This is a genomic window from Virgibacillus flavescens (assembly GCF_050574275.1).
GTDB lineage: Bacteria > Bacillota > Bacilli > Bacillales > Amphibacillaceae > Virgibacillus_F > Virgibacillus_F flavescens.
On record NZ_CP192260.1, the window covers coordinates 1909397 to 1923780 of the forward strand.

At 40.0% G+C, this 14384-nt stretch carries 14 protein-coding genes and 2 rRNA genes; 11 read left to right on the forward strand and 5 right to left on the reverse strand.

Translation table 11 applies throughout. The annotated features are described in order from the left end of the window. The first annotated feature begins 98 nt into the window (after window positions 1-98). A 23S ribosomal RNA gene (locus tag VBD025_RS09070) occupies window positions 99-3020 on the forward strand. A 127-nt stretch (window positions 3021-3147) separates the two neighbouring features. Then, window positions 3148-3263: ribosomal RNA gene (gene rrf, locus VBD025_RS09075) — 5S ribosomal RNA — on the forward strand. Between the two features lie 68 nt (window positions 3264-3331). Here rrf and VBD025_RS09080 read toward each other — a convergent pair. Both VBD025_RS09080 and VBD025_RS09085 read right to left on the reverse strand, forming a co-directional pair. Further along, the gene (locus VBD025_RS09080; RefSeq protein ID WP_430784671.1) at window positions 3332-3511 is read right to left on the reverse strand and encodes a hypothetical protein; all 180 of its coding nucleotides are present in this window, start codon (window positions 3509-3511) and stop codon (window positions 3332-3334) included. Between the two features lie 91 nt (window positions 3512-3602). After that, window positions 3603-4874 (reverse strand): NAD(P)/FAD-dependent oxidoreductase, encoded by a 1272-nt coding sequence (locus tag VBD025_RS09085; protein ID WP_430784673.1) that lies wholly within the window; start codon window positions 4872-4874, stop codon window positions 3603-3605. A 122-nt stretch (window positions 4875-4996) separates the two neighbouring features. Here VBD025_RS09085 and VBD025_RS09090 point away from each other — a divergent pair, with 122 nt between their 5' ends. Both VBD025_RS09090 and VBD025_RS09095 read left to right on the forward strand, forming a co-directional pair. Continuing rightward, window positions 4997-6673: a putative polysaccharide biosynthesis protein gene (locus tag VBD025_RS09090; protein WP_430784675.1), complete on the forward strand. Its 1677-nt coding sequence runs from the start codon at window positions 4997-4999 to the stop codon at window positions 6671-6673. A gap of 14 nt (window positions 6674-6687) precedes the next feature. Continuing rightward, complete coding sequence (locus tag VBD025_RS09095; RefSeq protein ID WP_430784677.1) at window positions 6688-7404, forward strand: pseudouridine synthase; 717 nt, start codon at window positions 6688-6690, stop codon at window positions 7402-7404. A 23-nt stretch (window positions 7405-7427) separates the two neighbouring features. On the opposite strand, the gene VBD025_RS09100 is transcribed toward VBD025_RS09095, so the two are convergent. After that, entirely contained in the window at window positions 7428-7622 is a 195-nt protein-coding gene (locus tag VBD025_RS09100) for a DeoR family transcriptional regulator (RefSeq protein ID WP_430791334.1), read from the reverse strand. A 219-nt stretch (window positions 7623-7841) separates the two neighbouring features. Here VBD025_RS09100 and thpR point away from each other — a divergent pair, with 219 nt between their 5' ends. From thpR to VBD025_RS09120, 4 genes are all read left to right on the forward strand, one after another. After that, entirely contained in the window at window positions 7842-8405 is a 564-nt protein-coding gene (gene thpR, locus VBD025_RS09105) for an RNA 2',3'-cyclic phosphodiesterase (protein ID WP_430784679.1), read from the forward strand. Between the two features lie 23 nt (window positions 8406-8428). Then, window positions 8429-9325, forward strand: a complete 897-nt coding sequence (locus VBD025_RS09110) for an NERD domain-containing protein (RefSeq protein ID WP_430784681.1) — start codon at window positions 8429-8431, stop codon at window positions 9323-9325. Beyond that, window positions 9291-10265 carry a diacylglycerol/lipid kinase family protein gene (locus VBD025_RS09115; protein ID WP_430784683.1) on the forward strand — a complete coding sequence of 325 codons (975 nt, stop codon included), beginning with the start codon at window positions 9291-9293 and terminating at the stop codon, window positions 10263-10265. The genes VBD025_RS09110 and VBD025_RS09115 overlap by 35 nt, the downstream gene beginning before the upstream one ends. Before the next feature lie 67 nt (window positions 10266-10332). Then, window positions 10333-11148: a phosphotransferase gene (locus VBD025_RS09120; protein ID WP_430784685.1), complete on the forward strand. Its 816-nt coding sequence runs from the start codon at window positions 10333-10335 to the stop codon at window positions 11146-11148. Here VBD025_RS09120 and VBD025_RS09125 read toward each other — a convergent pair. After that, window positions 11140-11424, reverse strand: a complete 285-nt coding sequence (locus VBD025_RS09125) for a YtzH-like family protein (RefSeq protein ID WP_430784687.1) — start codon at window positions 11422-11424, stop codon at window positions 11140-11142. The genes VBD025_RS09120 and VBD025_RS09125 overlap by 9 nt on opposite strands. 104 nt (window positions 11425-11528) lie before the next feature. Between VBD025_RS09125 and trmB the strand changes: the two genes are divergently transcribed. The 3 genes from trmB to VBD025_RS09140 all read left to right on the forward strand — a co-directional run bounded on the left by trmB (window position 11529) and on the right by VBD025_RS09140 (window position 13466). After that, entirely contained in the window at window positions 11529-12167 is a 639-nt protein-coding gene (trmB, locus tag VBD025_RS09130; protein WP_430784689.1) for a tRNA (guanosine(46)-N7)-methyltransferase TrmB, read from the forward strand. A gap of 56 nt (window positions 12168-12223) precedes the next feature. After that, window positions 12224-12559: a DoxX family protein gene (locus VBD025_RS09135; RefSeq protein WP_430784691.1), complete on the forward strand. Its 336-nt coding sequence runs from the start codon at window positions 12224-12226 to the stop codon at window positions 12557-12559. 64 nt (window positions 12560-12623) lie between these two features. Further along, on the forward strand, window positions 12624-13466 hold the full coding sequence (locus VBD025_RS09140; protein ID WP_430791336.1) for a YtnP family quorum-quenching lactonase: 843 nt from the start codon (window positions 12624-12626) through the stop codon (window positions 13464-13466). 64 nt (window positions 13467-13530) lie between these two features. Here VBD025_RS09140 and VBD025_RS09145 read toward each other — a convergent pair whose 3' ends face one another. Then, window positions 13531-14370 (reverse strand): Ku protein, encoded by an 840-nt coding sequence (locus tag VBD025_RS09145; protein ID WP_430784693.1) that lies wholly within the window; start codon window positions 14368-14370, stop codon window positions 13531-13533. Window positions 14371-14384: the final 14 nt, after the last annotated feature.

Below are 14384 nucleotides of genomic sequence, written 5' to 3' on the forward strand. Positions count from 1 at the left end.
TTGAGGGATGCGAATCTCTCTTTTTGTACCTTGAAAACTAAATAAGAGCAATATAGACAAGACATCGAATTAAAACGTAAGTTCTTAATCATAAAGATAGTTAAGTGAAGAAGAGCGCACGGTGAATGCCTTGGCACTAGGAGCCGACGAAGGACGGGACTAACACCGATATGCCTCGGGGAGTTGTAAGTAGACATTGATCCGAGGATTTCCGAATGGGGAAACCCACTGTTCGTAATGGAGCAGTACGCATATCTGAATACATAGGGTATGTGAGGCAGACCCGGGGAACTGAAACATCTCAGTACCCGGAGGAAGAGAAAGCAAATGCGATTTCCTGAGTAGCGGCGAGCGAAACGGAATCAGCCCAAACCAGAAAGCTTGCTTTCTGGGGTTGTAGGACACTCCTTTGGAGTTACAAAGAAATACTTTAGATGAATCGATCTGGAACGATCAGCCATAGCGGGTAAGAGCCCTGTAGTCGAAAAAGTGTTTCCTCCGGAGTGTATCCTGAGTACGGCGGGACACGAGAAATCCCGTCGGAATCCGGGAGGACCATCTCCCAAGGCTAAATACTACCTAGTGACCGATAGTGAACCAGTACCGTGAGGGAAAGGTGAAAAGCACCCCGGAAGGGGAGTGAAAGAGATCCTGAAACCGTGCGCTTACAAGTAGTCGAAGCCCGTTAATGGGTGACGGCGTACCTTTTGTAGAATGGACCGGCGAGTTACGATCGTATGCAAGGTTAAGTGGAAGACACGGAGCCGCAGCGAAAGCGAGTCTGAATAGGGCGAAATAGTATGCGGTCGTAGACCCGAAACCGTGTGATCTACCCATGTCCAGGGTGAAGGTCAGGTAACACTGACTGGAGGCCCGAACCCACGTATGTTGAAAAATGCGGGGATGAGGTGTGGGTAGGGGTGAAATGCCAATCGAACACGGAGATAGCTGGTTCTCTCCGAAATAGCTTTAGGGCTAGCCTCAGGCAGATGCGTACTGGAGGTAGAGCACTGATTGGACTAGGGGCCCTCACCGGGTTACCGAATTCAGTCAAACTCCGAATGCCAGCTACGTAAGCCTGGGAGTCAGACTATGGGTGATAAGGTTCATAGTCGAAAGGGAAACAGCCCAGACCGCCAGCTAAGGTCCCAAAGTATACGTTAAGTGGAAAAGGATGTGGAGTTGCCCAGACAACCAGGATGTTGGCTTAGAAGCAGCCACCATTTAAAGAGTGCGTAATAGCTCACTGGTCGAGTGACTCTGCGCCGAAAATGTACCGGGGCTAAACGTATCACCGAAGCTGCGGATTGTTCTTTGAACAATGGTAGGAGAGCGTTCGAACTGCTGTGAAGTCAGACCGTGAGGACTGGTGGAGCGTTTCGAAGTGAGAATGCCGGTATGAGTAGCGAAAAAAGAGTGAGAATCTCTTTCACCGAAAGCCTAAGGTTTCCTGAGGAAGGCTCGTCCGCTCAGGGTTAGTCGGGACCTAAGCCGAGGCCGAAAGGCGTAGGCGATGGACAACAGGTAGATATTCCTGTACCACCTCATGAATGTTTGAGCGATGGGGGGACGCAGTAGGATAAGGAATGCGCACCGATGGATGAGTGCGCCCAAGCAGCAAGGGAGTTGGATTGGCAAATCCGTCCAACAATTCTGAGCTGTGATGGGGAGGGAAATTAAGTACCGAAGTTCTGGATTTCACACTGCCAAGAAAAGCCTCTAGTGAGTTCATAGGTGCCCGTACCGTAAACCGACACAGGTAGGCGAGGAGAGAATCCTAAGGTGATCGGGAGAACTCTCGTTAAGGAACTCGGCAAAATGACCCCGTAACTTCGGGAGAAGGGGTGCTCCTTTTAAGGAGGAGCCGCAGTGAATAGGCCCAAGCGACTGTTTAGCAAAAACACAGGTCTCTGCGAAGCCGAAAGGCGAAGTATAGGGGCTGACACCTGCCCGGTGCTGGAAGGTTAAGGGGAAAGGTTAGCGCCTTCGGGCGCGAAGCTTAGAACCGAAGCCCCAGTAAACGGCGGCCGTAACTATAACGGTCCTAAGGTAGCGAAATTCCTTGTCGGGTAAGTTCCGACCCGCACGAAAGGTGCAACGACTTGGGCACTGTCTCAACGAGAGACCCGGTGAAATTATACTATGCGTGAAGATGCGCATTACCCGCGACAGGACGGAAAGACCCCGTGGAGCTTTACTATAGCCTGATATTGAATGTTGGTACAGCTTGTACAGGATAGGTGGGAGCCTTAGAAACCGGAGCGCTAGCTTCGGTGGAGGCATCCGTGGGATACCACCCTGGCTGTACGGACATTCTAACCCAGGACCGTAATCCGGTTCGGAGACAGTGTCAGGCGGGTAGTTTGACTGGGGCGGTCGCCTCCCAAAGAGTAACGGAGGCGCCCAAAGGTTCCCTCAGAATGGTTGGAAATCATTCGTAGAGTGTAAAGGCATAAGGGAGCTTGACTGCGAGACCTACAAGTCGAGCAGGGACGAAAGTCGGGCTTAGTGATCCGGTGGTTCCGCATGGAAGGGCCATCGCTCAACGGATAAAAGCTACCCCGGGGATAACAGGCTTATCTCCCCCAAGAGTTCACATCGACGGGGAGGTTTGGCACCTCGATGTCGGCTCATCGCATCCTGGGGCTGTAGTCGGTCCCAAGGGTTGGGCTGTTCGCCCATTAAAGCGGTACGCGAGCTGGGTTCAGAACGTCGTGAGACAGTTCGGTCCCTATCCGTCGTGGGCGTTGGAAGTTTGAGAGGAGCTGTCCTTAGTACGAGAGGACCGGGATGGACATACCGCTGGTGTACCAGTTGTTCCGCCAGGAGCATAGCTGGGTAGCTACGTGTGGAAAGGATAAGTGCTGAAAGCATCTAAGCATGAAGCCCCCCTCAAGATGAGACTTCCCATCACTTCGAGTGAGTAAGATCCCTCAGAGACGATGAGGTTGATAGGTTCGAGGTGGAAGCGTGGTGACACGTGGAGCTGACGAATACTAATAGATCGAGGACTTAACTAACCATTTACGATGTCATGTCTATTGCGCTCTTATTTAGTTTTTAGGGTACAAGAAAAAATAAAAATAGCACTTGCATTTTCATGCGAGAATAGTTATAATAAATCTTGTCCTTGAATTTTCAAGATGGTCTGGTAGTAATAGCGGAGAGGACACACCTGTTCCCATACCGAACACAGTAGTTAAGCTCTCCAGCGCCGATGGTAGTTGGGACTTTGTCCCTGCAAGAGTAGGACGCCGCCAGGCAAAAGTTAAGCGAAGATACGTTAAATCGTATCTTCGCTTTTTTAGTGTTTTACTATAGAAGAAAACTCTTAGCTCATTCCATAAGGTCCAAGTGTCTGCTTATCCTCTATAATCGTTTGTGCAGAAGATGGACCCACTTTTTGACCGGTTTGGCCAACAGATTGATTATTTTTTGTCATGGTATAATAAGTGGCTGCACCAATACCGACTGATGCTAATAAAGGTACCAACATTTGATTTTTTTCCATGCAAATCTCAACCCTTCTTTTCATGTCATGAGACTTTAATAGGGTTACTCAATTGTTTTTAAATCATACAAGGTAAGACATTCCAAACAGTTTATTCTTTTACTATAAAACCTGCCTCTAGCGCAGCATTTGATCCTGCTAACCTTCCAGTAACCAGTGCTGAAGTGATATTATATCCACCTGTATACCCATGGATGTCTAAAATTTCCCCACAGAAATATAATCCATGCATGATTTTTGATTGCATGGTGTTTGGTACAATTTCTTTAATGGAAACTCCACCTCCTGTTACAAACGCCTTTTCAAGAGACAAGGAACCGTGTACATGAAATGTGAAACGTTTAAAGTCATGAACGATTGATCTTACCGATTCTTTAGAGATGGTTCCAGCTTTTTGGTCTTCAGCTATTTCGTTCTTTGCGAAAATGTAAGATAAAAATCGCTCAGGTACAATTCCTTTGAATGTGTTCTTAACCGATTTTTTAGGGTTGTCCTGCAAAGTATCCCATAGTTCTTTTATAAGTAAATCTTCATTTTTAGATGGAAGAACATCTAAAACCATTTCAACTTCAGTTCTGTCTTTCATAAATTCTTTGACCACAAACTGGGAACATCTTAATACGGCTGGTCCGGAGATGCCAAAATGCGTAAATATCATATCCATCTGATGCGTAATGATAGCTTTGTTCTTTTTGTTAAGTACTGTAAGTGCAACGTCTCTTAACGAAAGACCCTGCAATTGTTTTTGCTTTATAAAGGGTTCATTAGAGGTAAGCGCAACTTCTGTAGGATACAATTTAGTGATCGTATGGCCTGCTTTCTTAGCCCAAGCATAGCCATCTCCTGTTGACCCTGTGTGTGGAACAGCTTTACCGCCTACCGCTAAAACAATTGATTTACAAGCTATTTTTTCGTTATCAGATAATATTATTGTATGCTCATTATCATCAAAATTAATGGTTTTCACTTCAGTTTCCATGCGTATCTTGACATTGAGTTCATGCAGCTTGTTAATTAAGGCATTTACCACCGTTTTAGCTGAGTTTGTTACTGGAAACATACGTCCATGATCTTCTTCTTTTAATTCAACGCCCATTTCTTCAAAAAACTCAATAATATCGTAGTTATTAAAAACCGAAAAAGCACTATATAAAAACTTCCCGTTACCTGGTATATGTTTAATTACTTCGTCTTCAGGGAGGCGATTAGTTACATTACAGCGTCCTCCACCTGAAATTGCTAACTTCTTTCCAAGCTTTGATCCTTTTTCTACTAATAAGCATTTAGCGCCACTTTCTGCAGCGGCGATCGAAGCCATTAATCCTGAAGGACCTCCACCAATAATAATTACATCGTATTCCACTTTACTTCATTCCTTTCGCTAGTATCGTACCATTATTCACAAGTAAATCCTACAATTTTAGATATGTTAATACCGAAACTTGATCTATTTGCCACTAATTCTTATCATCCTATTAGGTAGTTATGATAAAATGGAGGATATGTTATAAAATAATAGATGCAGGTGAATTTATGTCGAATATTGTCAAAGGCACTATGTTACTTACAGGTGCCACATTCTTATCAAAATTTTTAGGAATGATTTATGTTATTCCATTTAATATGCTTATTGACGAGAAGGGTATTACGTTATTTGCTTATGGTTATACACCATATAATATACTTATTACCATTTCTACTATCGGAGTCCCTCTTGCTGTTTCGAAATTTGTATCAAAGTATAACGCACTTGGAGACTACCAAACGGGTTTGCGAATGTTTCGGATAGGTATCTATTTAATGTTGGTTACAGGGTTTCTTGCCTTTTTGGCGCTGTTTTTTGGCGCTGAATATATTGCCAAAATCACTCTTGCAAGCGAGGTTAGCAATGGGACTGTAGAAAATATTTCGGTTGGTGAAATTACCTTAGTGCTTAAAATGGTTAGCTTTGCTCTGCTTATCATTCCTGCAATGAGTATAGTTCGTGGCTTTTTTCAAGGATATCAATCTATGGGCCCAACAGCTGTATCACAGGTTGCAGAACAAATAGTTCGCATTGTATTTTTATTAACATCCGTATTTATTATAACAAAACTGTTTGATGGAACTACTTCTACAGCAATAGGATTTGCTACGTTTGCAGCATTTATTGGCGGATTAGCTTCGTGCATTGTTTTATATATATATTGGAGAAAACGAAAGCCATTTATTTATAAAAACATACAAACACAACGAGCACATACGGAGATCCCTGCGAAGGAGTTAGTTAAAGAATTATTCCTATATGCTGGTCCATTTGTTCTGGTGGGAATTGCAACACCGCTATATCAACTAGTTGATCAAATTACATTTGCCCATGCCATGAAAGCAATAGGTCAAGGTGATCTTGTTGATTTCGTTTATGGTGCGATAAATTTCAACGCACATAAGGTCGTCATTATCCCGGTTGCTTTAGCGACGGGTTTATCTCTAGCTATATTGCCAGCACTTACAAAATCATTTAATGAAAAGAATAAAACGCTATTATTTAAGCAAATTAACCAAGCACTTCAAATTGTTATTGTTTTAACTGTTCCAGCAGTAGTTGGGTTATCCATGTTGTCGGGAGTTACATATGGATCACTATTTGGAACAGAACGTTTTGAATTAATGGAATCACTACTTGGTTGGTATGCACCTGTTGGTCTATTATTTGGCCTTTTTATTGTGTCAGCTTCTATCCTTCAGGGTATAAACCAGCAACGGTTTGCAGTGATTAGTTTAACAGGCGGATTACTCATAAAAATTCTCTTTAACATTCAATTAATTCATATGTTTGGTGCAAAAGGGATGATTTTCGGAACTGCTCTTGCTGTATCAACTGCAGTTGCACTGAATATGTGGCGAATCCATACTTCCATCCAATTTTCGTACAAACAATTGTTTAAACGTACGTTGCTTGTAGGTATTTTCACCTTACTTATGGTGGCGGTATTAATGTTAACGAAATCGCTACTCGGAATGGTAATTCCAGTCGAAGAAAGATGGGGATCTGTGGTAATGCTAATTACAGGAGTAACTGTGGGCGGAAGCGTCTATTTATGGTTAGGTTACCAGTCAACATTACTTGAACGAGTATTGGGTAATAAAATTCGAGTGCTCGATCGTATTTTCAAAAGATAACGGAGGGCTAGTCCATGCGTCTTGATAAACTTTTGGCTAATATGGGTTATGGAAGCAGAAAAGATGTAAAGAATATACTTAAACAGAAACAGGTTTCCGTGAATAATTCGGTAACAAAAGATGGCAGCCTGCATGTTGACCCATCGTTAGATTCCGTTGTCGTCGGAGTAGAAGAAGTTCACTATCAGAAGTTTATTTACCTGATGTTAAATAAACCTCCTGGCTATGTCTCAGCGACAACTGATGATAAAGAAAAAACGATTATTGATCTGCTATCGGCTGAATTCCAGAAATTTAAACCATTTCCTGTAGGGAGATTGGATAAAGATACAGAGGGATTATTGCTGCTAACTAATAATGGTGACCTTGGACACAAGCTCACCTCTCCCAAAAAAGATATTTCAAAGCTCTATTATGCAAAGATAGATGGTACTGTAACCGCAGAGGACGTCAAACAATTTTCAATTGGTCTCGAACTGGACGATGGTTATATTACGAAGCCGGCAGCGTTGCATATTCTTTCTTCTGGGAAAGAGTCAGAAGTTGAAGTTACCATTACGGAAGGTAAATATCATCAAGTTAAGCGGATGTTTGGTGCTGTTGGCAAAAGAGTCATTTACCTTAAACGATTGAAAATGGGAGCGTTAGCGTTAGATACCTCTTTAAAACCAGGACAATACCGAGAACTTACGGAAGACGAAAAGAAGTCCATAAAAATAGCTGACGATTAATTCGTCAGCATTAATTTCACCTGCTAATTGACTACTTTTTTATCTGTAATTTCCCATTTACCTCTTGTTGGACTGCTAACTAAGCCGTTGTACATCAACACATGCAGATCGCGTTGAATTGTCCTGCTAGTTGTATCAAATTCTTCCGCTAACTCAGGTGTAGAAACCATACCACATTTTTTAATGTGGAAATAAACAGATTTAACCCTTGTTAACATACGAGATGTTTGATAATCCAAAAAACCACTCCTCAGGTGAAGTCATTAATCTTGGGTGTCAGAGTACACATAGTAGTTAGTTATATTCTATTACGAAATGATGCATTTTAAAAGTAAAAATTATGTAAAAATATAAATAACTTTCTTATGCAGTACGATAATAAAGAGGAGCCTTGCAAACAGTCGCTAAATACAGGAATGAAAAGAGGTACATATATAATGTCAGATTCACATTATTTTATCGGTATACCTGTTTCAGAAACTAGTGAAAAATTGTTGCTCAGCTGGCAATCTGAATTGAAAAATAAGTTACCATATAAGCAATGGACACAAAACAGTGACTTTCATATTACATTAAAATTTCTAGGGGCAGTAAATCAGGAAAAACTAACAAATTTACTTTTTAAGCTAAAGGCAATAGAAAGAATACCAGCTTTTGCACTTGAGATTAAAGGTGTTAACTACTTTGGCAATGCAAACTCTCCACGGGTATTATATGCGGAAGTACCGAAAACCAGAGCTTTAGCCGAACTGGTTGAGACGATAGCAACAGCTGCAGAAGATGCAGGCTTTGAAAGAGAAAAACGTGAATTTCGAGCGCATATTACACTTGCAAAAAAGTGGAAGGATCCTTTACAAAAAATTAGGGTTAATGAAATGGTAAGGAATTATCAGATTGAAAAGCCCGCTTTTGACGTGAAAGAGATAAATGTTTATCAAATTTATCCGTCAAAAAATCCGAAATATGAAGTTATTAAGTCCTATAAACTAATGGGGAGGTGAACGTAATCGCACAGCTTATCAAAGTGCAGGATTATGTATCCAGATATGAATGGAATGCGTACCGGTATCCAAGCCAATACATCCGGTTGAAACAGGAAAACTGGCAAAAACTTCACTATCTGTGGAGTAATCCGGAAGAAGAGCCAGAGGAGTTGGAATCTAATGAAAGCCTTTCTGCGTTTGATAAGTGGAAGCTATTCATCAAACGTGATTCGGTAGTGGAAACAGATAATGCACCAGAACAGGAAGCCCTTCCAAAAACTGAAGAAGAGCTTAAACATTATTTCCTGGATAAATTATTCCCATTTCAACTAAAATGGGCTTCCTCGACAGTGACTAGTGTCTCATTTATTGATAAAGAACTGGAGAGAGATGACAAATTAAAGTACTTTATGCAGCGGTTCCCAGATACGTATTTACTAATGTATTACCCGATTTTTTCGATTAAAAATATACCGGTCGACGGAGAAATTATTTTTATTAGCCCAATTGGCATCGAAATCATTTACTTATTCGACGAACCGGAAAATGTGAAAATTCATGCGGGTGATGAGCGTACATGGGAGAAAGAAGGAACTGCTAAACAATCAAAAATACTGAGTCCGCTCATTACTTTGAAGCGAACTGAAAAAATCGTGAAGCAAATTTTGGCAACTGAGAGCATTGATTTCCCAATTAAAAAAATAGTACTTTCCCGTAAGAACCACATCGTTTTTCATACCGAGCCATATCAAACAAGAATCATTGGTAAACTCGAGTACGAAAAGTGGTTTAATGAGAAAAGAAGTCTGGTTTCACCATTAAAAAGCAGACAGCTTAAAGTGATCGATACGCTTTTGAAACATTGTCAAACAACTTCTATGAAGCGACCTGAGTGGGAAGAAGATGAATCAACTTTTACAATGGATAATGATGCATAGTGGTGAGGGGAAATCGATGCATATATTTATAGTGAATCCCAAGGCAGGTAATGGCCGAGCAAAAAAAGTTTTTTCGAAAATAGCAAAAAGTGACTTATATCAACAGATTAACTCGCTTGTTATGTTTACAAAATATCCAGGACATGCGGAAGAAATTACGAGCTGCCTTCATCTGAAGTACAGTAATATTACGTGTCTTATTGTCATTGGCGGAGATGGAACCATACATGAAGTACTAAATGGTCTGCAGGATAAAGCAATTTCCATAGCTTATATACCTGGTGGTTCGGGAAACGATTTTGCCAGGGGATGTGGGATTAAAGGAAAGCCATTATTACTCTTTCAGCAAATTGTTAAGGATCCGTCGACTTTTCCATATTGGCTTGGAAATTATGAAATTAATGGTACTCCGCGTCATTTTGTAAATAGTTTTGGCTTTGGATTTGATGCAGCAATTACTCATGCTGCCAATAAGTCTATTTACAAGAAGATATTAAATTTATTTCGACTGGCCACATTTACTTATTCTATTGCACTTCTACATTTATTATTTCGTTTTAGACCAATCGATGTGGTACTCACGATAGACGACAAGAAAAGATTTATTCCAAACTGCTGGATGGTCACAGCAGCAAATCATCCATTTTATGGAGGGGGTATGAAAATCATCCCCGATGCCCAAATACAACCGGATACATTTCCTGTTTTAATACTTCATTCTATATCCAGGTTAAAAGTACTGGCGTTATTTATTACCGTATTTAGTGGTAAGCATATTAACTTTAAAGAAGTTGAAATTGTTCAGGTACACGAGTTGGAAATAGCAGCAAATACTGTTGCATATTATCAGGTGGACGGTCAACCAGGTGTTTGTTCGACGTGCAAGATTAGTAAACAATCTCAGTCAATTTCTGTGATTAAGACCTCTTTAGTTGAATAAATAGTTGTTTTTTTACATAATTAGTTTTAACATACATGATTGGACTATATTTTTTCAGATTTGAGGAATGAATGTGGATTGGCTAAAAACAGTTCTAGGAAAAGACTGGGACATAAGATCAGCCGGTGGACTAACTGGTGAAGCATATATTGCGAATAGGAATACAGACAAACTGTTTTTAAAACGAAACTCTTCTCCTTTTTTGGCAGTACTCTCTGCAGAAGGTATTGTTCCAAAACTCGTTTGGACAAAACGCCTGGAGAACGGAGATGTAATTACAGCACAAGAATGGTTAGAAGGTCGGGAACTTAAATCCATTGAGATGCAGCATTATAAAGTAGCTTCTTTACTGGAAAAAATTCATCAGTCTTCAGAACTGCTCCACATGCTGATGCGATTAGGGAAAAAGCCATTCACTCCCAAAGAAAGTTTATGTAATTTGAAGCAGCAAACAAAGAATAATAGTCTGTATGAATTAGATGATGAAATTCAAAAGACTATCCATTTTTTGGATGAACTGCTTCCTGTAACTGAAAATCAAAAACAAGTTGTTTGCCATGGTGACCTGAATCATAATAACATACTCATAACCCGTGAAAGTCAGTTGTACCTAATTGACTGGGATAATGCTATGATTGCCGATCCCATGGTGGATGTTGGCTTTATACTGAAATGGTATATACCTGAAGAAGATTGGGACGAATGGCTATCCCATTACGGAATGACAAAAAATCCAAATTTAATAAAGCGGATGTACTGGTATCTTTTGACTGATGCGCTTTATTATTTGAATTGGCATACAGAACGTAACGAATTTGAAAAAACTAATGACAGGTTGAAGGATATACACGACTTGAACGTACATGTACGCGAATTACTCTAGGTTAGACTGATTGATATAAGTGGTCCACGTTTCAATGTTGCTTTTATTAGTGGCTACATGTTCTTCCAGATTCTGGGCATTTTCACCTTGTATACCGTAATTATAAATTTCTGGTAAAAGCGATAAAAGCTGTTCATCCGATATGCTGTCTTTTGCCATTAAGGTTTGAATAATACGTTTAATTTGTTTATATTCAGCAATTTCAGCACAGTGTTCTTCGGATTGTTCTGTTAATATATCGTGCAGTACAGTTAGTTGATCATTAACCGTTAACATAATTTCATTTCACCTCACTTATTAGCATGTACAATCTTATATATTCTATGATTGCCAATTTTTGAGAAAAATATGACTTTTTTTTACAGGAGGACTTATTCATCATGAGACAGCGTAATAAACCATGGGCAAATGATTTTTTGCAGGAAAATCGTAATATTGTCATCGCAAACCCAAAAGAGAACCAAAATAAATGGAATGAAGTGTTTGGGAATAGTAACCCCATTCATCTGGAAATTGGAACCGGAAAAGGTCAGTTTATAGTAGGAATGGCCGAACAATATCCAAATATTAATTTTGTTGGAGTGGAAATGGCTAAGAGCATTATTGTAGATGCTGCTCAAAAGGTCAAAGAATCCGAACAAACTAATTTATTATTACTAAATGAAAATGCCGATGATCTGGAAGAAATATTTGGTCAAAATGAGGTTTCAGCGATCTATTTGAATTTCTCTGATCCATGGCCAAAAACCCGTCATGAAAAAAGAAGATTAAGCTTTCACACATTCTTATCTAAGTATGAAAATATTTTAGATGAAAACAATGATTTAGTTATGAAAACTGACAATCGCCGGCTGTTTGAATACTCACTCGTCAGTTTTTCAAAGTACGGATTGCGATTAGAAGAGGTAACGCTCGATCTGCATGCATTAGATGATCCAACCAATGTGATGACGGAATACGAGGAAAAATTCTCAAGTAAAGGTCAGCCGATATACCGGTGTAAAACAAAATTTAACTAGCTGGAGGAATTTATATCAAACTCCTTAAAAAAATTGGTCTGTATTTATTCGTACTGGTGTTTATTGCTGCAGGATTTAGCCATTTTATTTACGTAGATGGGTTTGCCAGTATGTTTCCGGAATTTGTACCGTTTAAAAGTTCTATTGTATATGCTACGGGGTTAATTGAATGGTTACTTGCTCTATTAATGCTAAACCCGAAGACCAGAAAAACCGCTGGAGGTTATACGGCAATCTATTTGGTGCTTATTTTTCCTGCGAATATTTATGCTGCACTATATGAAATACCTGCACCATGGACCAATGATACAAGTCAGACAGCATTGTGGGTACGTTTATTATTTCAACCCTTATTGATTTGGTGGGTACTAATAGTTACAAGGAAGAACTAGCCTTATTCATTTGCAGCTCTTCTTGTAATTCGCTACACTAATGGTAGATAGGGAGGCTGGTATGATGGAAACAGTACAAATTGGCAAAGCTAAATTAACTTGGCTAAACGGTGGCGTCAACCATCTTGATGGTGGAGCCATGTTTGGTGTCGTTCCAAAAGCATTATGGAGTAAAAAATATCCGCATAACGATAAAAATCAAATTGAACTTCGCACGGACCCGATATTACTGCAAGTAAATGGTAAGAACTACTTAATTGATTCTGGTATGGGAAACGGAAAGCTGTCAGACAAACTAAAACGAAATTTCGGAGTGCTGGAAGAGTCTTCTATTAATCAGTCGCTTGAGAAGATTGGCTTGGTCACGTCTGATATCGATGCTGTTCTAATGACGCACCTCCATTTCGACCATGCTTGTGGACTTACAAAACAAACCGAAGACGGATATGAATCTGTATTCGAAAATGCTGTAATCTATACTTCTGAAGTAGAGTGGAATGAGATGCGCAATCCTAATATTCGATCCGTAAATACATATTGGGAAGAAAATTGGAAAGCTGTAAAAAATCAGGTGAAGCCATTTAAGAATGAATTAAAAGTTGATGAAGGATTATCGATGATTCACACGGGTGGTCATAGTGATGGTCATTGTATTATATTGTTCGAGGATCAGGAAGATTCGTTTATACACATGGCCGACATTATGCCAACGCATGCTCACCAGAATAAATTATGGGCATTAGCCTTCGACGACTATCCTGTAACGTCTGTTCATGCAAAAGAAAAGTGGATGGATTACGGATATTCTAAAGGAGCATGGTATACGTTTTACCATGACGCGTATTATCGCGCGGTAAAATTTGATAAAGAAGGCAAAAAAGTGGACGAGGTTAAGCGGGAACGCTAGTAGGTGGGACAAGGGGACGGTTCTTCTGTCCCTCACCGGGACATAAGAACCGTCCCCTTGTCCCTTATTTTGCAGCTTTCTTCTTTTTTGGTGCTGGCTTGGGTTTGGCGGCTTTTGGTTTTGGTTTATTTTTCTTCGACTTTTCAAGTGAAGCCTGTAGTGCGTCCATCAAATTGGTGACATTATCTGGCTTAGGTTTACTTTCTCCAACCACAACTTCTTTGTTATTTTTCTTCGCTTCAATGATTTCCATAAGAGCAGTACGGTAATCGTCTGTATATTTTTCCGGATCGAACGTCGCAGTAAGTTGTTCTATTAGCATTTTTGCAGTATCCAGTTCTTTTTTCATCGTATTCGATTCTTCAGGTATGTTTGGCACATCTTTTATTTGCCGAACTTCATCTGGATAATGAATGGTTTCTACAACAAGCGTATTTTGATAAACACGGATCACAGCAAGCTGCTCCTTTGATCTGATTATCATTTTAGCAATTCCAATTTTTGCTGTGTCTTTTAGTGCTGAACGGAGTAATCCATATGCTTTTGATCCGCCTTCATTAGGTGACAAAAAATAACTCTTCTCAAAATAAATAGGATCAATTTCTTCGAGTTTGACAAAATCCACAATTTCCACTGCTTTATCAGCCTGTTCTTTTTTTAATGCTTCTAAATCTTCTTCGTCCAATACAACAAACTTATCCTTTGCATACTCATAAGCCTTAACAATTTCTTCGTTTTTCACTTCACGATCACAATTTGCGCATGTACGTTGATAGCCAATGGGAGTCTGACATTCCTTATGAAGCTGTCTCAGCTTAATATCTTTATTTTCTGTAGCAGCGTGCATTTTAACAGGAATGTTTACAAGACCAAAACTGATTGTTCCTTTCCACATCGTGTGCATAAACAAAACTCCTT

What these genes read in the sequence shown, in the direction of transcription:
- VBD025_RS09120 (WP_430784685.1), top strand. Translation starts at nt 10,333, where the DNA reads ATGAATGTGGATTGGCTAAAAACAGTTCTAGGAAAAGACTGGGACATA.
- VBD025_RS09090 (WP_430784675.1), top strand. Translation starts at nt 4,997, where the DNA reads ATGATAAAATGGAGGATATGTTATAAAATAATAGATGCAGGTGAATTT.
- VBD025_RS09125 (WP_430784687.1), bottom strand. Translation starts at nt 11,424, where the DNA reads ATGTTAACGGTTAATGATCAACTAACTGTACTGCACGATATATTAACA.
- VBD025_RS09100 (WP_430791334.1), bottom strand. Translation starts at nt 7,622, where the DNA reads ATGTTAACAAGGGTTAAATCTGTTTATTTCCACATTAAAAAATGTGGT.
- VBD025_RS09145 (WP_430784693.1), bottom strand. Translation starts at nt 14,370, where the DNA reads ATGCACACGATGTGGAAAGGAACAATCAGTTTTGGTCTTGTAAACATT.
- VBD025_RS09080 (WP_430784671.1), bottom strand. Translation starts at nt 3,511, where the DNA reads ATGGAAAAAAATCAAATGTTGGTACCTTTATTAGCATCAGTCGGTATT.
- thpR (WP_430784679.1), top strand. Translation starts at nt 7,842, where the DNA reads ATGTCAGATTCACATTATTTTATCGGTATACCTGTTTCAGAAACTAGT.
- VBD025_RS09095 (WP_430784677.1), top strand. Translation starts at nt 6,688, where the DNA reads ATGCGTCTTGATAAACTTTTGGCTAATATGGGTTATGGAAGCAGAAAA.
- trmB (WP_430784689.1), top strand. Translation starts at nt 11,529, where the DNA reads ATGAGACAGCGTAATAAACCATGGGCAAATGATTTTTTGCAGGAAAAT.
- VBD025_RS09115 (WP_430784683.1), top strand. Translation starts at nt 9,291, where the DNA reads ATGAATCAACTTTTACAATGGATAATGATGCATAGTGGTGAGGGGAAA.
- VBD025_RS09140 (WP_430791336.1), top strand. Translation starts at nt 12,624, where the DNA reads ATGGAAACAGTACAAATTGGCAAAGCTAAATTAACTTGGCTAAACGGT.